Below are 26770 nucleotides of genomic sequence, written 5' to 3'. Positions count from 1 at the left end.
AATGAAACATTTTGATGTAGTTATTATTGGTGGTGGTCCTGGTGGTTATCCACTTGCTATTCTATTAAGCAAAAAAGGAAAAAATGTTGCTATTATAGAGCGAAAAAATTTAGGTGGTACATGTGTTAATGAAGGTTGCATACCATCAAAAACCTTAATTAAATCTGCAAAGGTTTACGAAACCATCTTAAAATCAGACTTATTTGGAATTAATGTAGATAATTTTGAAATTGATTTTCAAAAAGTTCAAAAAAGACGTCAAGACAATAAATTAATACTCAATAATAAAATAAAACAACAACTTGTTGAATCTGGTGTAAAAATTTTTAATGATGAAGCAAAATTACTTGATAAAAACACAATAGCATTATCAAATGAAAATATAACATTTGAAAAACTAGTTATAGCAACAGGTTCTAGAGCTAGATTATTAAATCTACCAGGTTTTGAGGAAGCATTAAAAAATAAAGATTTAATTGTTGCTTCTGATGCACTTGAATTAACAAAAATTCCTAAGAATCTTAATATTATTGGTGGTGGCCCGGTAGCACTTGAAATGGCTTATTTATATTCAACACTAGGATCAGAAGTCACAATAATTGAATCAAATAATTTTATGAAAAAATATGATTCAGAATTAGCTGATGCAGTAAAGAAATACTTAATGGACAAAAATATTAAAATATACGAAAATAGCAATATTATAGGCTTTAGAGACAAAAAACTCGAAATAAATATTGACAACAAAACCTTATTATTAAGTGCAGAAAAAACTCTTATTGCAGTTGGTCGCATACCTAATATAGAGGCATTCAAAGCTTTAAATTTAGAAATTAATAATAATGGATTTATTAAAGTCAATGAAAAAATGCAAACAAGTATTGATAACATATATGCATTAGGTGACGTTACAGGACTAATGCAATTATCATCAGTAGCATATAGAACATCAGATATTGTTGCAAGAGAAATACTAAACCTTAAATCTAAACCAATTAATTTAAAACAAACAGGATGAAGTGTATATTTAAATCCAGAATTTAGTGGAATTGGATTCACAGAAGAAGAATTAAAAGAAAAGAAAATCGACTATACTGTAGTTAAAATGCCAGCAACAGGACTTCCTAGGTCACTTGCTGATGGTATAGATAATCCATATGGTTTTATTAAGCTTTTAGTTAAAAAAGAAACCCATGAAATATTAGGAGCTTTTATGTTTATTGAGGGTTCTCACTTGTTAATTAATCAAATTGCAATTGCCATGCAAAATAATATAACAATTGATGATTTTCAAAATGTTGCATTTACACACCCAACAGTTGCAGAATCACTATATTATAGTTGAAAAATGAATTCTTTCTAGTCTTATAAAATCTTACTATTAACACTATAAAATAGATATTTTCATATTTTATTAGACAAATAAATTAATTAAAATTAAAAAAACCGGAAATTCCGGTTTTTTATTAACTATTCTTTAATTCTTTGAAAAGATCATGAACTTCGAAAGTCAATGTATTGTTATCTCTAAAATTAAAAATTAAATTAGGGTCAAATAAACTTTTGTCCATTTCATCAACACGAATATTTAGATATGGCACTCTTACTGAATTTTCCTTAAATTCATCACCTATTGGATTAGCATTAACATCTGTTTTATACTCATCCTTACTTTTTTTGGTTTTTATATCTTGAACTGGTAAAGTTCCATTGCGAACACCTTCTACACGAACCACAAAGTTTCCTGGTTTTGCTGAATCCCTAGAATAGCGCTTTAAATAATCGTATGTTTTATATAAATATCCATTATCATCTTTTATGAAATTTTCTTGTTTTCAAGTTGTTATATGTGCATGAGGCATTCATCCACCATTGTTTTCAAATTTACCAACTTTTGCAATAACTGTTCCTTTTTTTACAGGAATTGGATTATTATATGTGACATCTCATGTAATGTACTTTTCAGTTTCTTTTATTTCTCTATCTGAGCTAATCTTTTGTAATAGTGGAAGTGTAGCTGCATAATCAAGGTGTATTATACCTACATATACATATTCAGCATCCTCAAAAATGTCTTCAAAATTATTTTTTGAAACAATATTTTTCAATTGGTCTTTTTTAACTCTTAAAACAAGACGACCGCCAACGCCTGAAAATTGCTTTTCATTTTTAGCTGTTCCAAAAGAAATAATATCAGCATCAAATGGAGCAATTATATCTGTGCCTTCTTTAACTAATACATCTTCGCCAAGGTGAATTTGTTTTGGTAAATTTGGACTATTATAGAATCCTCTAAGTTCTCCATATCCACCAGGTAAAATTTGTGATCTATTTGCTTTATCATATATATTTTGAGTTATTTTAGTCAAAATATTAGAGTCGATATCTTCTAAAATCATATTGAATTTATTTTGGCTATCTTGCAACTCTGGATTGAAAATATATGCATGTGGACTAACCCCAGATTCAACATAAACTATTTTTCCTTTAAGTGATTCAACTTTTGAATCATCCACAATAAGATTGAAACCTAATCTTCCATATTGATCAAGTTTCTTAATTGAATCTATCTTATAAGAGAATTGATTTGATTTAGATCTAGCAATAAAGTCATCTTTATTTGCCTTGTCTCAAGGATAATTTATAAAACTTAAATCGTATTTTAATTCGATTTTGGCATTATTTTTTAATATGTGTTCTAAATCAATTTGATCTGAGCTAAATGTTCCTTTATAAATCAAATCCATAGCAATGTTATTTATATTTTTATCAAGATTATATGAATTGTTTGAAATTTTTTTACTTGATTTACCATATGCAAGTTTAAATTTTATAAGATAGTTTTGATAGTTATCTGGGTCAATTTCAAAGCTTTTAATTTCAATATTGAACAAATCTTTTTCAGAATTCTTTGGATCTGCTTGTTCTTGTTTTTGTGCTAAAGTTAAATTGTTATAGTATTGATCGTCTGATAAATCATTAAATCTTAATTTGATTGCTTCATTTAATTTTTTATTTGATAAATTTGAAAGCTTATGATCTAGCTTGAAATCATTGTTTAGAGAGATGCTAACTTTGTCTTTTTTAACTATATTTAAGCCATTTTCGACATCATATTTATCTTTTAGGAAAGAGTATAAAGTTTCTTTCCTAGTTTCAATATTTTTATCAACACTCAATCCTTTAATTTTAAAAACAACTTTGCGTGTTTGAAACTCATTTATTTCTCCGCTTACAGTTTTTATGTGTCTTTTTATTAATAAAGGTACTGATAAGTATTCAACATTTGAAAAATCTCTATTAACTTCATTTATAACAATTTCTGCACTAATTTTATCTGAGTGTTTAAACCCTAAAGATTCGAGGGTATTTTTAAGTTCTTGTTTATTTATCATCAAATTATTCTTTAAAAAATTATTTAAAAATAAATTTTTAATACTAATTTTAGAGATATCTGTTTGTGGGTTTTTTCAATAAAGTATTTTAGAATTATTCGCTAATTTATGAAGATTGTCTAAACTAACATTATCAATTTTACCTTCATTTAATTTTTTTATTTCATCTGTATAATTTTGATTTGTTTTAGCACATGATATGGCAAGCACAGAAGCACATAATACTGAGCTTGGTAAAATAATATTTTGTAAAATTCTTTTAATACGCATAAGAATTATTACCTCCTTTATAAATTCCAATGGTTATTAGAGCAGCAATTACTGGTATCATAATAGTTAACAATAAATCAATTAAATAATGTTTGATAATTTGTATTTTATCCCTTTTATTGTTTGTAAATATTAAATTTAAAATTGAAAAACCGGTAGCTAAAAATATATGAAATGAAAAAAAGTTAAAATAAGAAGAAAACAACAATATTGTAAATAGAACTATCATATTTATAAGTAAGGTTGTAAAATAATTTAAACCATAAGAATGCGGTATTCTTTTTGTGATTGCTATAGTAATAGTCATTAACAATATAAAAATTGCTTCTTTTGATGAAAATGCTATTGTGCGTTCATTGTGATTTTGAAATAAAGCATATTTTAAATCTGGTTTTATATCTTTATCAAAATAATTAGAAGGTATAGTTTTAAATAAATAAAATAGACCAATAAATGTTAAAAATCCTGCAAGAACGCCTAAAAATTGAAAACCTAAAACATACGGGACTCCTTTAAATGACTTAAATATATCACCTTTAGTGTTTATCATCTCAACAAAAGCATCAAAAATAACACCAATAGGATTAACATACATTATAGGTATATCATTAGATAATGCGCTGGATAATCCTCAAAAAAGCACTATTGAAACAAAAGTTATTAATGTGAACATTAAAGATTTAATTAATCTAGATTGATTTTTAGTTCTATTAAATACATATATGCACATTAAAACAAAAAAAGCCAGAAAATAATTGGAACCAAATTCAGTTAGTGCTACAGTTTTGTTAAAAACATTTGACAATACTTTTAATCCTGTCATATTTATCTCCAATACTATAAATAATTGAACTCATTTTACTATAAATCAGAATAATATTATTTGTATTTATTCAATAAAAAGAGAAAAATAATTTTTTTATTTTTTTAATAGAAATATTCTTGTTTGGCTGTAATTAGAAATTAAAAGCAAAAATAAAAACACAAACACGAAAAATGTTTGTGTATATAAAATTATTTTTCAATTTTAATTTTAACGCTTGGTCCCATTGAAGCAGAAACAACAATATTTTGAATGTATGTTCCTTTAACAGCAGATGGTTTTAACCTTTTAATTAAACTAATTACAGTTTTAATGTTCTCAGCTAATTTTTCTGAATCCATTGAAACTTTACCAACCATTGTATGAACAACACCAGCTTTGTCTGTACGATAGTTTGCTTTACCTTTTTTAAGTTCTTCAACAGCTTTTTCAGGAGTTGGAGTAACTGTACCTGTTTTAGGGTTAGGCATAAGACCTTTAGGTCCAAGTTTTTTACCATATTTACCTAAAATAGGCATCATTGCAGGGTCAGCAACCATAACATCAAAATCAAAAATATCTTCTTTAATTTTTTGTTCTAATTCTTGGCCATCTACAACTTGGTCTGCACCAGCTGCTTTAGCAAGTTTTTGTTTTTCTGGATTATTTGTAACAACTAATACTGAAACTGACTTACCTGTACCGTTTGGAAGTAATACTGATCCACGAAGTTGTTGGTCAGCTTTTCTAACATCAAGGTTTAATTTAAATACAAGGTCAACTGAAGCATCGAATTTAGCATATGAAGTTCTTTTAACAATTTCAATAGCTTCTGTTAAATCATAAGCGATTGTTTTGTCATATGAACTTCTAGCAGCTTGAAGTTTTTTTCCAACTTTTGAAGACATTATTATTCCTCTCCTTCAGCAACTTCTTCGTCACCAACAGTCTTAACATCAATAGCTTGACCTTTTGTTTCAACCATTTCAGTAACAGCAGCATCAAGAGCAGCCATTTTGGCATCTGCTATTTGTTGAGCTTTTTGAGCATCAGCAGCAGCTTTTTTAGCAGCTTTAATGTTATCATAACCTTCAATTAAGATTCCCATGTTTTTTGCTGTACCGGCAATGATTGACATTGCTGTTTCAACATCATCGGTATTTAAATCTGGTAATTTATATTCTGCTATTTCCCTAAGTTGTTCTTTTGTAATAGTTGCAGCAATTGTAGTTTTTGAGTTTGAACTACCCTTGTTAATTTTAGCAGCTTGCTTTAGCTTATAGCTTGCAGGTGCTGTAAATAATTTAAAGTCAAATGACTTATCATTGTAAACAGTGATTTGAACAGGAACTGGTTCACTTCCTCTGTCACGTGTTGCATCGTTAAAAGCACGTGTAAATTCTGGCATGTTGATACCAACACCAGCAAGAGCAGGACCAGGTTTTGCTTGACCTGCTGGGAATTGTAACTTACGAACACGGACAATATCAGCTTTTGATTTTGCCATATTTTGTTATCCTTTCGATAATGTGGTTCTAGCGATTTTGTCTCCCACTAGTAAATAAAAAACAATTTATTAAATTAAATTGCTTTTACATTATATATTAAATTTATTTTTTTAAATAAAATATTAAAGCTTATTAACAACCATTATCTATAAAACACTTCTTGTTTTGGATAAGCTCAAATATTAAGTTTTTTATTCTTTGCTTCTTTTTCAATTTTTTTAATTTCTTTGAAATATTTAACTTGTCTTTCTTCCTTAACAGTAAATATATCATCACGATCAATATTAATGTAATGCACCCTTGCAAGACCATTTTTTAGTAATTCTTTAGATACATCTGCTTTTACTTTATCTTCTGTTTCATAGTATAATATGCCAATTTTTCTATTATAGCGATCTCGTTTTATATACTCATAATATAAAGTTTTATTGTGTAAAGTTTGTTCTAAGAAATTTTTAGCTTTTTGTGCAAAATGATTTTCTCTTTTAGCCAACTTTTGATTTTTTTTATTATCTTTTTTAGTTTCAGGAGTATCTATGCCGAAAAATCTCAAGCCCACTCTTTCATCATGTTCATAAAAATAAATAGTGTCACCATCAGGAATATAAACATTTGACGCTATTTTCTTAAAATTAAGATAGGATTCTGTTTCACTCGATAAAGGATAGTAATAAGTGTTTTTGTTTGTATCTAATGTATTTTTATTATTTGTAATTTTTTCAGACTCTGAACTAGAATGACAGCTATTGCTAATAATTGGTAACAATAAAATTGGAGATGCAATAATATATTTCAATTTCATATCTTAATAATAATTGAATTATTTTTATAGTAAAAAAATAATAAAAAAATGGGAAAATTACCCCATATTTTTTTACATTTAACGCATTTTTATAGTATTTTTTTTGATTTATATATGTTGTGCTCTATTTTTAGATCTAAATTCTTTAATTTTTTGTTTTACAACTTCTTGAATTGCAAGGCAAGCTGATTTAAGCAATTTTCTTGGATCATAATTTTTGCCTTTTTTAGATTCACCTGATATCACAAAATCTTCTACAGCTTGTGCAAAAGCTAATTGTAGCTCAGTGTTAACATTAATTTTTGAAACACCTAAATCAATTGCTTTTTGAATTTGAACTGCAGGTATGCCACTACCGCCATGCAAAACAATCCCAATATTAACAGCTTTTGAAATTTCATAAAGATTTTCAAAATCTAGTGATTTTCATGATTCTGGATACTTTCCATGAATATTTCCTATTCCGCAAGCAAGCGCACTTATACCTGTGTTTGCTAACTTGATAGCATCAGCAGGATTTGATCTAACACCATCAGATACTATTCCATCTTCTTCTCCACCAACAGCGCCAACTTCAGCCTCAACCGAAATATTTTTTTCTTTAGCTAAAGCAACAATTTTTTTAGTTTTAACAAGATTATCTTCAAAAGGCAACATTGACCCATCAAACATAACTGATGTAAAACCAGATTCAATTGCTTTTAAACAAGCTTCATAATCACCATGATCAAGATGCAAAGCTACTGGAATTTCAATTTTTAAATCTTTAATAATTGATTTAGTCATATTAACTACAGTCAAATATCCACCCATATATTTTATAGCTCCCATGCTGGCGCCAATTATAAGTGGAGATTTTTCATCATTAGCGGCTATTAAAGTATTTTTCAATCATTCCAAATTATTAATATTTATATGTGGAATGGCGTACTTTTTAGCTCTAGCATCAAATAACATCTGATCCATGTTTACTAATTCGTATTTTTGAATCATTTTATTCAAAACCTTCTCTGGTTGTTCACAAACCTTTTGAATTTCTAACAAAACGTGAATCAACTGACAATAAACGATATAATTCACCAATTTTATTGATTCTAATTTGGTCATATGTAAGACCTTTATCTAATGCTTCTTTTTTTCATTTTTCGACAAAATGGGTTTCAACCTCATCAAAAATTGTGTCAAATTCTAAATAGTTGTTATTAGCACATTTTTCCAATAAATATGCAATAGTTACGTCCAACATTGTGCTCATTTTATTCTCACTTTCTATCAGGGAATTAAATTCAATAATTAATAACAATTATAATTAGTTTTTATAATTATTAATAATTCTTTCAATTTTAGATGCTATTGACATTAATTCTTCAAAATTATCTTTAAAGATATACTCTAAATCCCTATAATCTTTTTCAGGATAATAAATTTTAATGTTTCAATTCTCGAAATCATCAACTATTTGTAATAAAAAGTTATCAAATAATTTTTTTATATCTAGATCAATAATTTCTTCACTGTTAGTCTTGTTTTGTAATCTTAAAATTAAATTTGCATTATTTTTTAATTTTATTTTTTCTGCTTTTTTATAGATAGATTTGAAAAAATTAACAACAGAATAAATTAAATTATTATCTCAAATTCTTTCATGATTCTTTTCATTAATTTTGGGTACAATTGAACCATTTCATTCATTTCACAAATTAATCAAAGCATGAGAATGGCCATAATTTTCTTCTGGATTAGAATTAATTATTTTTTTATAATCAACTTTTATTCTACTGCTATCATAATAACGAGATTGAAATTCACTTTCCATCCTATTTGAGTATCCTATTAAATTATCAAAAAATACCTTTTGACGATCAAGACCTCTAGAACCGTGATTTCTAAAAAATGGTCACCCTTTATGATTTATAAATTGTCTATAAAATAGATAGAATACTGAGTCATTCTCTAATCTTTTAATTCAATCTTGAATAATGCTATTCATTTCATAATTAATGTAAGAAATATATGTCATCATAGTTCTAATATTTAAAGACTTATCTTCAGGGTCTTTTGTTAATTCATGAACAATATTAACTTTCTTATTATCTGAAAAAATATCTGTTTCATTGAAATTGTTGTTCTCATCGAAATATCCAAAACTTGAATAGTAATATTTTTCATTTAATAAGTTTTTTCTATTTCCTTTTTCAGTTATTACATCTATTGTTTTTCGTCAAGCATCATCAATTTCTTTTACTTTTTTATAGTTTTCAAGATAATAACTATTTATATTTTTTTCATCTTTTACAAAATTTAAAATTTTTTCTCAAGTTCCTTTATATAAGGAATATTGGCGAAAAAAATCCCTATGAAATTCAGATTCAAATATATTTTGTTGATCTCAAAAACTACTTTGGCAACTTGTTAAAATGGGGCTTAAATAAATTGGAGAAAAAATACACAAATAAAATTTTAGTTTTGTTTTTTTTCTCATTTTAACTCTTGCATTTTTATTAAGGATTTTAAATCTTTTAATTCCTTAAAGCTTAAGGCTCTATAACTTCCTTCTTGCATTTTTTCAACATTTAAATTTGCAAAACTAACTCTTTTTAAGTTAATAACTTTATGCCCTATTGATTCAAACAATTTTTTTACATGATGGTATGATCCAACATGCAAAGTTACAAGATAACTTTTAGTTTCTACTTGATCAACTATTTGATAACTCATTTTTCCATTAACAATAACTCCTGAATTTAATTCTTTAAATTTTCTAAGAGACAATGGTTCGTCTATCCTAACTCTATATGTTCTTTGTATTTCATATCTAGGATGTGTTAATTTATTAACTAATTCATAATCAGTTGTTAAAAGAAGCGCACCTGTAGTATCTCTATCTAACCTGCCAACTGGAACAATCCTTTCTTTAGTTTCAATTAAATCTATCACAGTTTTTCTTCCATTAGGATCTTTAACAGTGGTAATTGTATTTTTTGGCTTATTTAATAGGATATAAATAAAATTTTTTGAATTAGAAACATGAATAATTTTATTATTCACTTTTATTTCATCATCAAAGGAAGCTTTATCACCAAGCAATGCTTTTTTGCCATTAATTAACACTTTTCCTTCAATAATTAATTGCTCTGCAGCACGCCTTGATGCAATACCAGACTGTGCTATTATTTTTTGTACCCTTATTAAATTTTTCATTTTAATCTTTCATTCATTTATTATAAACATTTAATTGTTCAATTGTGAATTTGACACCTTTTTCCAAATTATAATGATAAGTTCTGCGGACAACTTCTTTAAAACCTTCATCAAAATTTTCTAAAGCAATTTTTCTTAGTTTTTGAACTCCATCAAATGCTCTTCCATCACAAATCTTATCAGCTATAAATATTATTTTATCAAGAACACTAAGCTCAGGCGATAAAGTTGTATGAATATAAATGGCATTAAAAATATCTTTATTCTCATTCATATATATGTCTCTGACTCAATGAGCTCCTGCCATTTGGTGCAACTTGTGAAAAGGATATTTATTTTTATCATTTATATCAAAGTAAAATTGACCTAAAAAATTCCTAAAAGAATCTTCATTCATTTCTTTACATATATCATGAAATAATCCTGCATAATAAGCAATTTTTGCATCATATTTAAAACTTTTAGCTAATTTTGCTGCAAATTCAGCTGTAGCAACACAATGTTTAGCACGTCTAGCGCTTAATATTGAGTGAATAATTTCATTAGCATACAAAAAATTATTTCCAATATATTGGTTAACTTTTAAACAAGTTTGATTTAACTGTCCTGAACGAATGTCTGTTGAAGATTCATTTGTAATAGGATTGTTCATTAACAATAAATTAAATTTTTTTACATTAATTTTGTTAATATTTTTTGTTCTTTTATAAACGACAAACTTACATTTTTGTGTCATTTCATCAACATATTCTCATTTGTGAAATTTAGGTAAAAGATCTGATCCCATAATAAAAAATAATTCATCATTTGGGAATTTTTGTTTAAAGTATCTTATTGTTTCAAATGTGTAACTCACACCCCCACGCTTAAGTTCAAAATGAGAAACTTCATAATTCATTTTAGAATCTTCAAGCGCTAACTCCAACATGTTAACTCTATCTTCATTCTTAGCAACTTTATTATTCTTTTTAAATGGGCTGACTGCTGTTGGTATAAAATAAATTTTGTCTAAACCTATATTTTTATAAGCATATTCAGCAATTTTTATATGTCCATTGTGAACAGGGTTAAAAGACCCACCAAATAATCCTATTTTCATTTTTCTCCCTTTAATGAACGTCTTCTTCTAAAAATCTATTTTGAATTGATTTTTTTGTTTTTTCTCTTAAAACTTGATACCCAGTTTTTAAAATTTCCTTTTCTTGGTTTAAATTTATATGATTTATAATGTCATTTACTGCTATTTTTTGAGATTTTTCATGATCATTTTCAAAAATTGATAGCTGTTTATAATAATTAAATTCATCTATCAAATTTGTTAAACGAACTCCAACACCTTTAATTGGTTGTTCATTTCAATATTCATCAAATAAATTTATTGCACTGTTGTAAATAAAATTTTCATCATTAGAAGGCTTACTTATCTTTTTTTGTTTAGATGTCCATGATTTAGTTGTATTTTTAATAACAATAGTTAAGGTGCTACCAATAATATTCCTATTTTTTGCTCTATGGCAAACCTTAATAACTAAATCTTTGATAATTTTGTGTATTTCATGTCTATCATCAATATTATATTTTGCGAAAGTCAATTCATGACCAATATTCTTTAACTCATTATGTGAATATTCGAGTTTGTCGCTCCCATTACCGTTTGCCTCATCTATATAATTTTTCAGTCTAGATTTAAAAATTTTATAAAGATCAACATCTAGAGCACTGGATCTTGCAAGATTAGAAATTGTCTTTATGCCAATTTTTCTTAACCTTATTGCAGTTTTCTCACCTATGCCATAGTAATCAATTATATCTAATGGTCAAATATAATTTTCTAATTCAGATTGTGTATTTACATATTTGACACCAAATGGTTTTGCTAAATCTGATGAAATTTTAGCTGCTCATTTAGTATGTGAAATACCAATTGATATAGGTATGTCAAATTTTTTTAAAACATCATATTGTATTTTTCTAGCAAATACAACTGGATCTAAACCTTTCAAAACATCAGTAACATCCATTCAGCATTCATCAATTGATGAAACTTCAATATTTTTAGTATATTTTTTAGATAAATAGTCAAAAATATTATTTGAAATTGTTGTGTAAAGTGTAAAATCTGGCTTTACAAAAATAGTTTTAGGAGCCTTTTTTATTATCATGTATTTTGGCCAACCAACTTTGATTCCTAAATTTTTAAGTTCATAAGAAATACTTGTGCAAATTGAATTATCTAAATCCTTAGAAACAGCTACAGGCCAATTCTTTAAATTTGTATTTTTAGACCTATGGGCACTAACAAAATATGAGTCAAAATCTATATGAAATATTATTCTACTATCCTTCATTTTGTAGCTTTTCTTTAAGTGGTTTTGATAGCATTTGAACACAATCTAACCTATTTGAATGTTTTTTAACATTTAAAAAGACATTTAATTCACCCATTTTTTCCATTTCATTTGTGGATTCTTTTGAATGAATTATTTTTTCAAATTCATCTATTAAAAAGATACATTCAGAAACTCTGCGTCCTTTTAAATAATCACATAACATATCTGATGAAGATACAAAATATGCACATCCGCTTCCCATGAAATGAATATCTTTTAAAACTCCATCTTCAATTGAATAATCTGCAACTAACTCATCACCACATGAGTTACTAAAAGAAACAATTTTCTTTTCATTAACTTCTTTCCTATTATTTGGTTTTAAATAATGGTTCATTATTATGTTTCTTTTTTCTTCAAAATTATAAGACAAGGAAATCTCCCCCTTTTTCAAGTTCTTTAACTAAGTTATCAATATCTTCTTCATCATTATAAACAGCTAATGAAATCCTTACATATGAATTCACAGACTTGATATTTTTTAAGTATAAAGCACAAAATAATCCAGCCCTGACATAAATATTTTTAGTCCCTAAATAATGGGCCACATCTTGAGCATTAATACCTTTAACATTGAACAAAATTATATGTGAGTTTTTTGATGTATACAATTCAATATTTTCTAATTTAGATAATTTTTCATATGCATATGAACTAAGTTTTTCTATTTTTTTCTTAGTTAAATCATACCCTATCTTATTCTTAAAAAAATTTAATGATTCGTTGAACATAAATATTGCAGATAAATTTGGTGTCCCAGGTTCAAATGCTTCAATTCCATTTTGAAAATAACAATTATTATTAGAATCTATAGACAATGTGGATCCGCCGCCAAATGTAGAAGGTTTTAAGTGTTTAAGTAAATTTTCTTTAATTATTAATGCCCCAAAACCAGTTGGCCCATAAAATTTATTTGAACTAAAAACAACTATATGACTATTATAAAAGTTAACAGGTTCATACACTATAGCTTGAGCTGCATCATTTATTACGATTGCACCTATTTCATTTGCTTTTTTGTATATTTTCTCCATGTCATATTTAATGTTGTAATTGTTACTAAGTTGAGAAAAAGCAATAATTTTTGTCTTGCTATTTATACTATCAATTAAATTATCGTCAACTATTTTAATAGTTACATTTAATTCATCTGCTAATTTTATTCATGGAGTTATATTTGAAGAGTGATTATAAGCACTAAGTAATAATTCATGATCTTTTTTTAATATTTTCTTAAGCATGGCTGCACACTTATTTATAGAATCAGTTGTGCCTGATGTAAAAATTACTTCTTCTGGTTTAGAGTTAATTAAATTAGCAATATTTTTTCTTAATGAACTAATTTCCTCATTCACTTTTATCCCTATAGGTGTGTCTCTAGTTCTGGAACTAATTGAATAATTTGTATAAAAATTGTTCAAAGCTTCTATTGAGCTCTGTGGTTTTAATGTTAAAGCAGCATTATCTAGATAAGTAATTTTCTTTGAAAGAGCAAAATATTTTTTTAAATTTTCCATATTATTCTTATTTACAACCTTATAAATGTTTTTTTAAATTCTCAAATATATCAATTATTTTGGACAAAATTTTATCTTCCCATTGTGAATGACCTGCTTCATTTATGAAATTCAACTCTGAATTATTAAGCTGCTTATGTAACAAATATGCACCTTCAGGTCAACAAATAAGATCATGTGCACCATGAATTATATAGGTTTGAATGTTTTTTATTTTATCAACATTATTCAATATGTAATTTTCTTCAAAAAAACAATTATTAAAAAAGTAATGATTTTCTATTAATGCTATTTCAAAGATTGATTTTAAATCATCAGTTTTAAACTCTGGTTTGTTAATTTTTGAATTTACTGATTCTCATCTAGCTCATTCAATTAATGCTTTTTCTTTTAATTTCTCATTACCCTCGTGCATCATATAGTGATAATAAGAAATTACATCATTTCTATACTTTTCAGGAACAAGAGAAATATATCTTTGAAAGTCTATGGGATTAAAATAACTAGTTCCTTCTTGATAAAGTTCTAATAAATCTTTTTTTCTGGCTAAAAATACTCCACGTAACACCATTGTTCTAACTCTATTTGGATATTTAATAGCATAGCAAAGAGATAATGTAGTTCCTCATGATCCACCAAGTAATATTCATTTATCAATATTACAATGTTCTCTAATTAATTCAATATCATCAACTAAATGCCATGTAGTATTATTTTCTAGCGACATTGATGGCTTACTTTCGCCACATCCTCTTTGATCAAAAATAACTATTTTATAGAATTTAGGGTCAAAAATTCTTCTATTATCTTTGCTTGCTCCAGCACCAGGTCCGCCATGAACATAAAGGACAGGAAAACCATTAGGGTTGCCTAATATTTCATAATAAATTTCATGCAAATTATCTCTTGTTCTTAAATAGCCTTTTTCATATGGTTGGATATTAGGAAATAATTTACCCATAATGACCTCCATTATTGTCAATATTAATAATTAGAAATAATTGGAAATTCTTTTGTTAATTCTATTATTTGGTTTTTTAATTCTTTTAATCTATCTTTTGAATATTTTTTAGATTTAATATAGGCGTAATTTCTTAAAATTTCATCTATTATTGAGGCTAATTCATCCCATTTTGTGAAATTTCTAGATGTCATAGCTGCCGCACCCATTCTAATACCAGAAGTAACAGCAGGTGAAAGGGTATCAAAAGGAATTGTATTTTTATTAACTGCTATGTTGAATTTTTCAAGTATTTTCTCTGCTTCTAAACCAGTAATTCCATAAGATTTATTAACATTTAATGTAAATAAGTGATTATCTGTGCCTCCCGATACTATTGATGCTCCTCTTTTAATGAACGATTCTGCAAATGATTTGGCATTTTTTACTATATTTCTGGCATATTCTTTAAATTCTGGTTTAAGCGCTTCATAAAAAGCAACTGCTTTGCCAGCTATAGAATGAAATAATGGCCCCCCTTGATATCCTGGGAATACTCATCTAGCAATTTTTTTAGCAATTTCATCGTCATTTGTCATTATTACACCACCACGAGCACCACGCAATGTTTTGTGTGTGGTCGATGTAATAATGTCGGCATAACCAACAGGAGAAGGATGAACACCAGCAACAATTAAACCTGCAATATGAGCAATATCAGCCATTAATTTGGCGCCGCAAGCATCTGCTATTTCTCTAAATTTTTTAAAATCTACAATTCTTTGATAAGCAGAATATCCACAGATAATTACTTTTGGTTTTTCTTTAATAGCAATTTTTTTAATTTCATCATAATTCAAAAAACCGTTTTCGTCAACTGTGTAAGTTACTGATTCATAAAAAATACCACTAAAACTAATTTTGTAACCATGAGAAAGGTGTCCGCCAGAAGAAAGCGCTAGACCCATAATTTTGTCCCCTTGATTAGCAACTGATGCAAGAGCAGCTGCATTAGCAACTGAGCCTGAATATGGTTGAACATTAGCATACTTAACACCAAATAATTTCTTAAGTCTTTCTATAGCTAATGTTTCAACAACATCAACATTTTCACAACCACCATAGTATCTTTTTTCAGGATATCCTTCTCCATATTTATTTGTTAAAACACTACCTGTAGCATTTAGCACATCATTACTTACATAGTTTTCTGAGGCAATTAATTCTATATGTAAATTTTGTCTCTTTATTTCTTTATTGATTGCTTTTTCAATTTCTTTATCAAATAATTTAACTTTCTTGTACATAAAAATTTCCTCCATATTATTTATTAAATTTATTATTAATTTTTTCGATTTGTTCACTTGTTCCAGTTATTCTTAATGTGACATTTCTTTTATTTCCGTGTTTGTAATCATCAATTTGCTGAACAAAGAACGAATCACTTACTTGCTCAATTTCCTTAATTTTTGAATTAATATTATCGTGAGAATTTAATTCAAAAGTTAGATCTATATTTTTAAGCGGATCAGAATTGTATTCATTAAATGTTATTTGAGATGGTTTATAAATATCTTTAAATTCAGCTACTCAAAATTCAGTTGAGCCTATTTTTGGGTTTACTTTTCCTATTCATCCTATAAAATTGTTATTGTGGTAAATTTTAGCAGAAACATTAGGATGAATATTTTCATTATCTTTAAAAGGTAAAAATTCAAGTTTATCTGTTTTTAAGAAGTTACAAATATCCTGTTTCATTTCAAAGAAATCTTTTTGATTTGATAATAAACCATAAACAAAATTATTATAATTTATCATTCCATATTCAAACAGTGATAAATTGTTAATTTTTCTTTTAATATTATAATCAGCTGATTCAAGCATAGATGTAATTATTGAATTTCTTATAACCTCTCTTTCTTTAGAAACAAAAGTCATCAATTGAACATTTTCTTCAAAATTAAATGGATTCAAAATATTTAATTGATTGCTAATTAAAGTAAAAGTTCTTATTTCATTATAACCCATTGACTGTAAATGACCTTTTTTATCGCTTAAACGATTAACTTCATAAGGCTTTAAAAATGGTGCAATAGGCTTAAAATTATCATAGCCATAAAATCTAAAATATTCTTCAATTACATCTTCATAATTTTCAATATCATTCCTATATGATGGAGCTATCACTCTATTTTTGTCCATTGAAAAACCAATTTTCTTTAATGTTTTTTCAACATCATCAAATTCATCTAAATCTTTGAATTCACGATTTGAGTATATTGCTAATTTTCTTCTACTTTGAATAACAGATCTGCCTTTTTTAACCTTTGGAATATTGACAATTTGACTTACTAAATTCCCATCTAAAGATGCTCTATATTTTAAAAATGAAATTCCTGTATATGCAATTTGTGAATTTAAAGATTTTCCGCCTTGTGTTGATGAATTAGATTCAATTTTAATTTGTCTTGCTGCTTCTCTAATTTTTTTAGAATTGAAAACACCCACTTCAAAAATAATGTTTGAACTTTTTTCATCAATCGAAGATTCTTCGCAACCCATAACTGAAGCTAATGAAATTACTTTTTTAGCATCTGTGATGGCTAAAACATCTTTAACTTCTACATCTTTATTTCCTAAAATATTAACTTTTCCTGTGTAATTTACACAAGAAATTGTTCCACTAATTTTATCTTTATCATAAGCATGAGCAGGCATTCCAGTTACCAAAATTGTTATATTTGTTAAATCAACTGGATATATTCCCTTTGCAGAAATTTTATGTTTTGCAAGAAATAAAATATCACTTAAACTAGTTTTTGAATTATTTACTTTTGCTTCAACAAACGTTAATTCGTTAGCTTCCTGCTTAGAAACTCTTAACTTTGATCGAAAATTATATCCATCTTTAGGTTTCAAGTTATATCACTTAAAATCTGTTTTGTAATATGCAGCAAGTTCCATAGCTAAAATATAATATGAATTTGTTTCTGGTCTATTAGCAGGTGTTGTTATATCAATAATATAGTCATCTAGTTCAAACGCCTCAATAGGATCTTTTTCTAAAGAAACATCTTGTTTATCAAGTAATATTATTCCTTCGGGATCAAAAGGTAATAATGAAGAATCGAAACCAAGTTCTGAATATCCGGCAAACATTCCTTCTGATACAACTCCAGCTATTTCTTTTTTAGAAAAAGTTAAATCTCCTTTTTTAGAACCTTCAACAAAAACAACTGTAAAATAACCCTTTTTAGCATTTTTTGCTGTAGTTTGAATTGTAATTATTTTGTCCTTTAATTGTAATGAAACAATACTTAAATTTTTACTGTTAACATTTTTTTGAACATCAATAATTTTTCCAAATTGAACTCCTGAAACATCGCTAAATTTGGTTATATATTCAACTTCATATCCTAAATTATTAATTGCCTTTTCTACTGTTGTATCAAGCTTAATGTTAGGTAAATATTTATTTAATTCTCTAAGTGAAATAATCATATTTATTCCTTTCTAATATCAAAATTAATTGGATCATTTTCTAATTTTTCATTAACTTTCTTAAAAAAACTTGAATCTTTGAAACTATTGCGACCTTTATCATATGAAAATGGAGATGGATGTGATAAATAAATAATTCTTTCTGAGTCAACAATATTCTTAACTACTTTTAAAGCTTCATTACCTCATATACCAAAAATAGCTTTTTTGTTAACTTTCAAAATGAAACTTAGTAAGTTTTTGACAAAAATTTCTCACCCGAAGTTTGCATGACTCTTTGGTTTATTTTCATTAACTGTCAAAATTGTATTTAAAAGTAAAACGCCATTTTTTGCTCATGATTTTAAACTATAAGTATTTATGATTGACATTGGATAATCTTTTTTAAGTTCTTTAATTATGTTAGATAAACTTTTTGGACATTTATCAATAGCTGAACTAAATGCTAGACCATCTGCATATCCTTTAGTGTAATAAGGATCCTGTCCTAAAATAATCAACTTAATATCTTCAGGTTCACAATAATTTAATGACTCAAAAATTAAATTATCATCAGGAAAGACATTATTTGTTTTTCTTTCATTTGCTATTTTTTTAAATAACTCTATAAAATAGTCTTTTTTTGACTCATTATCAAGAAAATTTTTAAATTTATTTTTCATTTTTAAATTGAAGCAGAGCCCTTAAATCATTCTTGTATAGATGTCTAATATCCCTAATTCCATACTTAATCATCACAAGTCTTTCGATACCTATGCCAGCTGCAAAACCATTAAATTTTTTATCATCATAGCCAGCTTTTTTCATAACAACAGGATGAAGCATGCCTGCACCAAGAACTTCCATCCATTTTCCTTTGTAATTAATGTCAACTTCAACACTAGGTTCAGTAAAAGGAAAATAACTAGGACGTAAACGAACTTCAATTTCTTCTTCCAAGACATAAGAAAGCAATGATTTTAAGGTTCAAATTAAATTAGGAAAACTTATACTAGTTCCAACACTAACAAAATCTAATTGTGTAAATTGATGCGAATGAGTAGCATCATCTTCATCATTACGATAAACTTTCCCAATAGCAAAAATGTTTATATTCTTATTGGCATTAATTTCTAATTCATAAGCTGTTATACCAGTATTATGAGTTCTAAGCAATAACTCTTTATTAATATATAATGAGTCGTGCATTGCTCTAGCAGGGTGATCATCAGGAATATTTAAGCGATTAAAATTGTATTCATTATCAATAATTTCTCCGCCTATTGTTTCGTAATAACCATTCTGAGTAAATCAATCTCTAAGTCTTTGTTCGACAATTGTAATTGGGTGCAATGAACCGAACTGCTTAATCGGTTTAGTAACATCAACAAATTCATTGTTTATAATTTCATTATTTTTTTCATCTTCGATTCTTTTTTCTATTTCAGCAAATTTTAAATTATAAAAATTCTTTAATTCACTTATTTTTATCCCTATTTCTTTTCTCTCTTGTGGACTAGATGTCTTAATTTTTGCCTTAAGTTTTTCTATTTCACTTTCTGGAGATGAAAGCATATTTTTAAGCTTTTTATATTGTTCAAATGTCTTAATTTCTTCTCATTTTATATTATTGCTATCCATATTATTTCTCCTTATCTTTATTTCATTCTTTAATAGTTAAAAAATATTTTTTAATCTTTTCAATATCATTTTGTGATAATTCAAAAAATTCTTTATCGGATATTTCCTTTGGCAAATAAGTCTGTTTTACTCAACTATATGGAAAATCATGAGGATACTTATATCCTATAGAATCTCCTAGTTTTGTTGCTGAAGAATAATGCCCATCCCTTAATTTTTTTGGAACTTCATAAATATTTCCTGCGTCCACAAAACTCTCAATATTCATAATAGCCTTATAAATAGAATTGCTTTTTGGCGCCAACGCAACAGAAGCAATTGCATAATATAAAGGTAATCTGGCTTCTGGAAACCCTAGTGTTTCAACAGCATTTAAAGCATTTTGAACCCTAGTGGGTAAAAGCGGTTCTGCGAATCCCACATCTTCATATGCGCAAGCTATAAGTCTTCTAAAAAGACCTTGATAATCGCCATTTTTCATAATAATTGCCCCATAATAAAATGCAGCATCAATATCAGAACCTCTCAAAGATTTATGAAAAGCTGATAGGTTGTTATAATGGGAAGACGAGTTTGCATCACTATAAAAAGTCACATTAGGAACAATTAATTTTATATCTTCAATTGTTATCTTTTTGTTTTTGTTCATTAAAACTAACATTTGTAAGTTGTTCAAGCAAGATCTATAGTCGCCATTTGATAATTTAACAAAAGATTTTATTGTAGTTTCATCCATATCAATATTGTTAAAATGTTTTGTTAAATTGTATTTAATACCTTCAAACATTTCTTCTTCACTAAGTTTAGTAAATTGTAATATTTGCATCCTGCTTCTTAATGCAGGATTTATCCTAAAATAAGGGTTTTCAGTAGTTGTTGCATAAACAATTATTTTGTCAAATTCTAAATATGAAAGTAATATATCTTGCTTGTCTTTATTAAGTCTATGAATTTCATCAATTATTAATATCTCATTCTCGTTTAATAATTTAATTAGTTCATTTTTACTATTAATAGACGCATTAAAATAATCATATTTTAAACCAATATCATTTGCTAATGATACAGAGGTTGATGTTTTGCCAGTTCCAGATTCACCAAAAAATATAAAACTTGTGTGTATTTTCTTTTCTGCAACTTTTTTTAATAATTTAATAGTTTGCTTTTGTCCAATAATATCATTCAAAGTTTTAGGTCTTAATTCATTTGCAAGATTTTTCATATTAATTAATTTTAATGTTTTTATATTAAAAAGTTAATATAAATTAACAAAAATTAAAAATTCCTAAAAAATGTGCTTTTTATATAAAAAGTACAATTTTGTGAATTATTAAAAAAATAATAAAAAAATGGCGTTCGCAACGGGAATTGAACCCATCACCCCAAGCTTAGGAGGCTTGTGCTCTACCTGATGAGCTATGCGAACGTCTAATTCTATTTTAATATTATATTTTGAAAATGAATAAAAAAAATGGCGATCACGAGAGGATTCGAACCTCTGACAACAAGCTTAGAAGGCTTGTGCTCTATCCTACTGAGCTACGCGACCATTTGTAAAAAAATTATAATACATTATTAAAAATTAATAAGAATAAATTTAATTAAATGCCTGTAAAAAAAAGTATTAAAAAAATATAAAAAAGCTTTTTCAATAACCAAAAAATATAAATACTTTTAGATTCAATAATTATGTTAAAAATTTAAGTGCTCTAACATAAATGATTGTTTTATAGTGTTTTTCATAAATTTTAAAAATAAGAAAAACATATAATTTAACTGTTAAATTTTATGGACATTAAAACTATAAAATTTTTAAATGTATAATATTTACAATTAAATTACGAAAGTTGGAACATATATGTTGGATATGACTAAATTAAAAATAAGTGTTTTAATTCCATGCCATAATATTGAAAAATTAAGTTATTTTTCATTAAAAAGTGTTGTAAAAAACAAATATCCTAATTTAGAAATAATTGTTTTGAATGATTATTCCACAGATAACACTTTAAAAATTTTGCACGATTGAGCTCAAAAAGATAAAAGAATAAAAGTGTATGATTTGCAAGACTATAATCAACACGTTGGTCTGGGATTTAATAGAGATTTTTTAATTCAGAAGGCTACTGGCGATTATTTTGTTTTTATAGATGATGATGACAAAATGAGTCCAAAGACAATTGAAGAATTTGTTAATTCACTTGATAAAGATTATGATATAGTTTCTTCAAAAGCTGTGTATTGTTTTGAAATTGCAAAAAACATAAGAGTTCCGCTTCCTAATTTTCCCTATTTTAAAAATTATGATGTTGATGATCCAAAAGATTTTTTCTTACACAATCCTTTATTTGCGTGAGGCAGATTAATTAAAAAAGAATACTATTTAAATATTTGTGAGAAATATAATATTCGCTTTAGTGAGCATGATTATGAAGATATAAGAATGACATATCTTTTGTTTCTGTCTAACCCAAAACACAAATTTTTAAATAAAAAGTTGTTCACTTATCAAATGAGAAAAAATTCATTATCAAGCAGAATTATTGATTGAAAAGAGAGAATTGATAAAGTGTATAATGCATATTCACAAACATTTTTACACATTATTAAATTTAATTTACTAGAAAATGAATATCAACTGCTTGAACTTAAAAATTTATTTATTATTTGTATTTATTTAACATATTATGGATTAAATAAAATGGTTAAACATGATCAAATAAAAGAGTTTATAAAATATTGTTCATTTAAAATTAAAAAATTCAAGAATACTTATAAAATAGACGAAAAAGCAAAAAATAAGTTATCTGGAATTTCAAAAATTATTTATCAAAATGCATTAAGAAAATATAAATAAAAGCTGCCTATATTGGCGGCTTTTTTAACCAAGAATAATTTTAATTAATTCTTCTTTAGTTATTGTTCCAAAATATGATTCGATATCAATTTTATCAAGAATTTCTAAAATAGATTCCTCATTATAACGAACTGATTTGAACAATGGTTCAATTTCTCTAACATCTTTTTTACTTAGAAAATCACCTGTGAAAATTAGATTAACAATTCTAGCATCTTTGATTTCACCATACACCTTAATTAAACCGCCGGGGAATTTTTCAACATTTGAATATGTGAAATTAGCTGCTCTATCATAGTTTCATTTATCAGATTTAAATAATTCGCTTACTTCCTTGAATTGTTTTTCATACTTAGCATATGGTATTTCTTCTAATGTAGAATTTTCATTCTTCACAAAATAATCAACGAGCGCATTTCTAAACTCGTCAACTGTCATTTTGTTCTCTAAAAGATCATTAATATTTGCTACTCTAGCTCTAACGGACTTTATGCCTTTTGATTCGAATTTAATTTTGTTTGGGTTAAGAGCTTTCGCTAAATTTGTCATATCTACATCAAACAATAATGTTCCATGAGATACTATTCTATCTCCAGATATATATTGTGCATTACCACTTATTTTGCAACCATTTGCCAAAATGTCATTGCGTCCGTGAAATTCCGTTTGAAGGCCTAAAGAAGTTAAAAAATTCAAAATTGGTCTCAAAAATTTTTGATAACTATTGTTGCTTGATTTATCAGAAATAAAACTAAAATTTAAATTATCAATGTCATGGTAAACTGCTCCCCCACCAGATTTTCTTCTTTGGACTAAAATATCATTTTCTTTTACATATTCCCTATTTATTTCTTCAAAGGCATTTTGATTGTTTCCAATAATAATTGACTTTCTGTGTTGATATAAAACAAGAACATCTCCAGTTATATCTTTATCATTCATAATAATATTTTCATATGCTAATGTTTCATATGGTTCGTTAGTTTTAATTACAAATATTTTCATTTTTCCCCCAAAAATTAACAATTTTATTATATTGCTTTTTTACTAAAAAATATAAATTCTTAATTCCAATTGATGTGCATTTAATATCAATAAGAAAATATAATTTGATCAAAATTTATAATGAAAACCTAAAAAAGACAATTAATACTATAAAATAACTATGTAGTATAAAGGAGAAAAATGCTTAACATAGTTTTATACCAACCAGAAATACCACCTAACACAGCTAATATAATTAGGACTTGTTATGCTCTAGGAGCAAAACTTCATATTATAAAACCTATTTCATTTGACTTAGATCCTAAACACATGGCTAGGGCTGCTGCTAATAGACTTCTTAGTGATATTCAACATGAAGTTCACTCATCATATGATGACTTTTATAAAAAATATGGTGACAAAAAAATATATTATCTAACAAGATATGGGCAGAAAATTTATACTGAAATTTCTTACTATAATGACTATAAAATAGATAAAGAAATATGAGTTATGTTTGGAAGAGAATCAACAGGAATTGATAAGAGAATACTCCAAAATAATATTGATAGATGCTTAAGAATACCTATGGTTAGCGCCATGCGCAGTATTAATTTAGCCAACACAGTAGCTATTGTTGGCTATGAAATAATGAGACAACTCAACTTTTTAGATTTATCAAAATTTGAAGTTCAAAAAGGAAAAGATTTTCTTAAAGAATGAAAACAATAATATCTAGCGTCAATAATGAAAAAATTAAATTTTTAAAGAAAGTTAAATCTGGAAAAGAGAAAGAGTATTTTTTAATAGAAGGTTATCATTTAGTTGAGGAAGCAATAAAAGCAAATTTAGTTAAAGAAATTTATGAAATTAACTATAAAAAAGTAATATATGAAAAATCAATAATAATTACAGAAAATGTTTTAAACAGCATAACATCTACAAAAACTCCTGAAGGAATTGTTGCACTATGTATCAAAAAAGATTCATTGATTAGACCAATTAATAAAGTTGTTTTTTTAGATGATGTGCAAGATCCTGGAAATGTAGGAACTATAATTAGAAGCTCACTAGCTTTTGGTTTTGACACAATTATTTCAAATGTTAATTTTTACAATGAAAAAATAGTTAGATCAAGCCAAGGAGCAATATTTAAAGTAAATTTAATTAATTATAAAAATCCGGTTGAAATTATTAATGAATACAAGAAAAAAGGATACAAAACATATGCAACTGTGTTAGATCAAGAAGCAGTTGAATTCAAAAAAGTAATTTTTGAAAATAACAATATTATAGTTATTTTAGGAAACGAAGGCAAAGGTATAAGGCAAGAAATTTTAAACATTAGTGATAAAAAAATATATATACCTATAGATTTCGAAAGTTTAAATGTAGCTGTAGCAGCAGGTATAATTTTATGTAAAATTTATAACAAATAATAAAAAGTGGGAGAGTAGCATGAATTTGGAAATTAAAGATAGAATAAAGAACATTAAATTTTCGCGAGAGCTAAATGGCTATTCAGTGCCAGAAGTCAATGAATTTTTAAATAATATCTATGATTACATATTGGAATTAGAAAAAAACAATGATATTTTAAATGATGAAATTAGAAAAACTATTTCAAGACATCAAAACGAAATAACAGAACTTCAAAACGAAAATATTTTGTTAAAAAATTCAAAAAGATATGCTGAAAAATAATAAAGACACACAGCTTATTAATTGATATCCTGGCCACATGGCAAAAGCTATGAAGGAAATCAAACAAAACGCTGTTTTAGCAGATATTTTTATAATCGTTCTTGATGCTAGATGCCCAATAAGTAGTTATAACGAAGATTTTGATCAAATTGCCCCACAAAAACCAAGACTTTTTATTATTACAAAAAGTGACCTAATGGACTTATCAAAAAAGCAATTAATTGAAAAAAGATTTGGTAACTCAAATCTATTATGATTAGATTTAAGAAAAACAAATAATAGAAAGATAATTTTAAATAAAATCAAAAAATTATCAGCTTCAAAAGTTGAAAGAGATAAAGCTAAAGGATTAATTAACTCTAAAATTAAAACATTTGTGCTTGGAATACCAAATGCTGGTAAAAGCACTTTAATAAATTTGATGCTTAATAAAAAAAGTTTAAAGGTCGCTAATTTCCCTGGTGTTACTAGAGAAAAAAAATGAACCTCTGTTGATAATTTTTTCTTTATGGATACCCCTGGAATATTATTACCAAAATTAAATGATCAATATGCAGCCACAAAATTGGCTATGATTGGTTCAATTGAAACAAAAATATTTGAACCCAAGATGCTTTTTTCTAATTTTCTTTCTGTTATGGTTGATTATTACCCAGAAAAAATTTCTCAAGAGTTTAATATTGACATTGAATATTTACAAAATTTAGATGATGCAAAGATTTACAATATTTTGACTAAAATAGCTGATTTAAAAGGTTTTAAGAAAAAAAATAAACCTGATTTTGATAGAACTTATACTTTCTTTATAAATTGAATAAAAAATTTAAAAAATGTCACATTTGACTAATTAAGGAGCAACATTGACAAAACATACATTAAAAGAAAAAGTAGATGTTTGATACAAAGTTATTAACATGAATAAACGAACTATGAGACAAAGTGTGTCAATGGCTTTTAAAGGAATTGTCCCTTTGATGATAATGATTATTGTATTGGTTTGTATAATAAATTGGCTATTAAGCTTCCCATATAGAAGAGGCGAAAATGTTTTAGGTGTTTTCATATTTTCAAATATATTTTTTGCAATAATTTTAGCTATCTTATCATGATATTTGTTAGTAAAGATAATTTTACATAAAGCATTGAATGCTATCGATGCAAATAATAAAGAATTGGCCCTGAAATACACCAAAAAATATGTTAAGTTAAGTTGCAAAAGATATCCAAATTATTTTGCAGAACAAGTGGATGAAATTGAAAAAACTAATTTATAAATCAA

Annotated in this window: 27 protein-coding genes and 2 tRNA genes; 7 read left to right on the top strand and 22 right to left on the bottom strand. The window is 26.5% G+C overall.

Annotated elements, in window-relative coordinates; all coding sequences use genetic code 4:
• Position 1: 1 nt before the first annotated feature.
• Entirely contained in the window at positions 2–1363 is a 1362-nt protein-coding gene (locus tag JS510_RS00550) for a dihydrolipoyl dehydrogenase (protein WP_205517438.1), read from the top strand.
• A gap of 103 nt (positions 1364–1466) precedes the next feature.
• Here JS510_RS00550 and JS510_RS00545 read toward each other — a convergent pair whose 3' ends face one another.
• From JS510_RS00545 to JS510_RS00445, 21 genes are all read right to left on the bottom strand, one after another.
• Complete coding sequence (locus tag JS510_RS00545) at positions 1467–3665, bottom strand: MSC_0775 family lipoprotein (RefSeq protein ID WP_205517437.1); 2199 nt, start codon at positions 3663–3665, stop codon at positions 1467–1469.
• A complete protein-coding gene (locus JS510_RS00540) occupies positions 3655–4488 on the bottom strand; it encodes an MAG4940 family membrane protein (RefSeq protein WP_205517436.1) in 834 nt (277 codons plus the stop codon). The genes JS510_RS00545 and JS510_RS00540 overlap by 11 nt, the downstream gene beginning before the upstream one ends.
• Before the next feature lie 191 nt (positions 4489–4679).
• Positions 4680–5375 (bottom strand): 50S ribosomal protein L1, encoded by a 696-nt coding sequence (gene rplA / locus JS510_RS00535; protein ID WP_205517435.1) that lies wholly within the window; start codon positions 5373–5375, stop codon positions 4680–4682.
• Positions 5376–5377: 2 nt separating this feature from the next.
• Positions 5378–5974 (bottom strand): 50S ribosomal protein L11, encoded by a 597-nt coding sequence (rplK, locus tag JS510_RS00530; protein ID WP_205517434.1) that lies wholly within the window; start codon positions 5972–5974, stop codon positions 5378–5380.
• Between the two features lie 143 nt (positions 5975–6117).
• Positions 6118–6777: a thermonuclease family protein gene (locus JS510_RS00525; RefSeq protein WP_205517433.1), complete on the bottom strand. Its 660-nt coding sequence runs from the start codon at positions 6775–6777 to the stop codon at positions 6118–6120.
• A gap of 108 nt (positions 6778–6885) precedes the next feature.
• On the bottom strand, positions 6886–7770 hold the full coding sequence (gene fba, locus JS510_RS00520; RefSeq protein ID WP_205517432.1) for a class II fructose-1,6-bisphosphate aldolase: 885 nt from the start codon (positions 7768–7770) through the stop codon (positions 6886–6888).
• 1 nt (position 7771) lies between these two features.
• Positions 7772–8032, bottom strand: a complete 261-nt coding sequence (rpoE, locus tag JS510_RS00515; protein ID WP_205517431.1) for a DNA-directed RNA polymerase subunit delta — start codon at positions 8030–8032, stop codon at positions 7772–7774.
• 54 nt (positions 8033–8086) lie between these two features.
• Entirely contained in the window at positions 8087–9259 is a 1173-nt protein-coding gene (locus JS510_RS00510; RefSeq protein ID WP_205517430.1) for an MAG0770 family lipoprotein, read from the bottom strand.
• A complete protein-coding gene (locus tag JS510_RS00505; protein WP_205517429.1) occupies positions 9238–9978 on the bottom strand; it encodes a pseudouridine synthase in 741 nt (246 codons plus the stop codon). Before JS510_RS00505 ends, JS510_RS00510 begins: the two co-directional genes overlap by 22 nt.
• A 1-nt stretch (position 9979) precedes the next feature.
• Positions 9980–11077, bottom strand: coding sequence for a nicotinate-nucleotide adenylyltransferase (locus tag JS510_RS00500; RefSeq protein ID WP_205517428.1), 1098 nt, complete (start codon positions 11075–11077; stop codon positions 9980–9982).
• Between the two features lie 10 nt (positions 11078–11087).
• Positions 11088–12326 carry a Y-family DNA polymerase gene (locus tag JS510_RS00495; RefSeq protein WP_205517427.1) on the bottom strand — a complete coding sequence of 413 codons (1239 nt, stop codon included), beginning with the start codon at positions 12324–12326 and terminating at the stop codon, positions 11088–11090.
• Positions 12316–12741 (bottom strand): iron-sulfur cluster assembly scaffold protein, encoded by a 426-nt coding sequence (locus tag JS510_RS00490; protein ID WP_223656087.1) that lies wholly within the window; start codon positions 12739–12741, stop codon positions 12316–12318. The genes JS510_RS00495 and JS510_RS00490 overlap by 11 nt, the downstream gene beginning before the upstream one ends.
• Positions 12731–13885, bottom strand: a complete 1155-nt coding sequence (locus tag JS510_RS00485; RefSeq protein ID WP_205517426.1) for an aminotransferase class V-fold PLP-dependent enzyme — start codon at positions 13883–13885, stop codon at positions 12731–12733. The genes JS510_RS00490 and JS510_RS00485 overlap by 11 nt, the downstream gene beginning before the upstream one ends.
• Positions 13886–13904: 19 nt before the next feature.
• Positions 13905–14846 (bottom strand): prolyl aminopeptidase, encoded by a 942-nt coding sequence (gene pip, locus JS510_RS00480; protein WP_232840944.1) that lies wholly within the window; start codon positions 14844–14846, stop codon positions 13905–13907.
• A gap of 23 nt (positions 14847–14869) precedes the next feature.
• Positions 14870–16132 (bottom strand): serine hydroxymethyltransferase, encoded by a 1263-nt coding sequence (glyA, locus tag JS510_RS00475; protein ID WP_205517424.1) that lies wholly within the window; start codon positions 16130–16132, stop codon positions 14870–14872.
• 16 nt (positions 16133–16148) lie between these two features.
• Positions 16149–18326, bottom strand: coding sequence for a phenylalanine--tRNA ligase subunit beta (locus JS510_RS00470; protein ID WP_205517423.1), 2178 nt, complete (start codon positions 18324–18326; stop codon positions 16149–16151).
• Between the two features lie 2 nt (positions 18327–18328).
• Positions 18329–18988: a uracil-DNA glycosylase gene (locus JS510_RS00465; RefSeq protein ID WP_205517422.1), complete on the bottom strand. Its 660-nt coding sequence runs from the start codon at positions 18986–18988 to the stop codon at positions 18329–18331.
• Positions 18978–19946, bottom strand: a complete 969-nt coding sequence (gene pheS / locus JS510_RS00460) for a phenylalanine--tRNA ligase subunit alpha (RefSeq protein WP_205517421.1) — start codon at positions 19944–19946, stop codon at positions 18978–18980. The genes JS510_RS00465 and pheS overlap by 11 nt, the downstream gene beginning before the upstream one ends.
• Before the next feature lies 1 nt (position 19947).
• Positions 19948–21168, bottom strand: a complete 1221-nt coding sequence (locus tag JS510_RS00455; RefSeq protein WP_205517420.1) for an AAA family ATPase — start codon at positions 21166–21168, stop codon at positions 19948–19950.
• Between the two features lie 128 nt (positions 21169–21296).
• A tRNA-Arg gene (locus JS510_RS00450) sits at positions 21297–21372 on the bottom strand.
• Between the two features lie 46 nt (positions 21373–21418).
• A tRNA-Arg gene (locus JS510_RS00445) sits at positions 21419–21495 on the bottom strand.
• A 318-nt stretch (positions 21496–21813) separates the two neighbouring features.
• Here JS510_RS00445 and JS510_RS00440 point away from each other — a divergent pair.
• Positions 21814–22803, top strand: coding sequence for a glycosyltransferase family 2 protein (locus JS510_RS00440; protein ID WP_205517419.1), 990 nt, complete (start codon positions 21814–21816; stop codon positions 22801–22803).
• 24 nt (positions 22804–22827) lie between these two features.
• Here the strand turns inward: JS510_RS00440 and JS510_RS00435 are convergent, their stop codons facing one another.
• Positions 22828–23808: a lipoate--protein ligase gene (locus JS510_RS00435; protein ID WP_205517418.1), complete on the bottom strand. Its 981-nt coding sequence runs from the start codon at positions 23806–23808 to the stop codon at positions 22828–22830.
• 180 nt (positions 23809–23988) lie between these two features.
• On the opposite strand from JS510_RS00435, the gene JS510_RS00430 reads away from it, so the two are divergent.
• The 5 genes from JS510_RS00430 to JS510_RS00410 are packed head-to-tail and all read left to right on the top strand — an operon-like array spanning position 23989 to position 26765.
• Positions 23989–24519, top strand: coding sequence for a tRNA (cytidine(34)-2'-O)-methyltransferase (locus tag JS510_RS00430; RefSeq protein ID WP_205517417.1), 531 nt, complete (start codon positions 23989–23991; stop codon positions 24517–24519).
• Positions 24507–25226, top strand: coding sequence for a TrmH family RNA methyltransferase (locus tag JS510_RS00425; protein WP_205517416.1), 720 nt, complete (start codon positions 24507–24509; stop codon positions 25224–25226). Before JS510_RS00430 ends, JS510_RS00425 begins: the two co-directional genes overlap by 13 nt.
• Before the next feature lie 19 nt (positions 25227–25245).
• Positions 25246–25491, top strand: coding sequence for an MAG0865 family DivIVA-related protein (locus JS510_RS00420; RefSeq protein WP_205517415.1), 246 nt, complete (start codon positions 25246–25248; stop codon positions 25489–25491).
• Complete coding sequence (gene ylqF, locus JS510_RS00415; RefSeq protein WP_205517414.1) at positions 25478–26338, top strand: ribosome biogenesis GTPase YlqF; 861 nt, start codon at positions 25478–25480, stop codon at positions 26336–26338. Before JS510_RS00420 ends, ylqF begins: the two co-directional genes overlap by 14 nt.
• Before the next feature lie 13 nt (positions 26339–26351).
• On the top strand, positions 26352–26765 hold the full coding sequence (locus JS510_RS00410; protein ID WP_205517413.1) for a hypothetical protein: 414 nt from the start codon (positions 26352–26354) through the stop codon (positions 26763–26765).
• Positions 26766–26770 lie beyond the last annotated feature (5 nt).

The organism is Mycoplasma tauri (assembly GCF_016925555.1).
Classification (GTDB): Bacteria; Bacillota_I; Bacilli_A; order Mycoplasmatales; family Metamycoplasmataceae; genus Mycoplasmopsis; species Mycoplasmopsis tauri.
The sequence above is the reverse complement of the archived record's forward strand: the minus strand, read 5'-3'. Positions and strand labels throughout refer to the sequence as shown.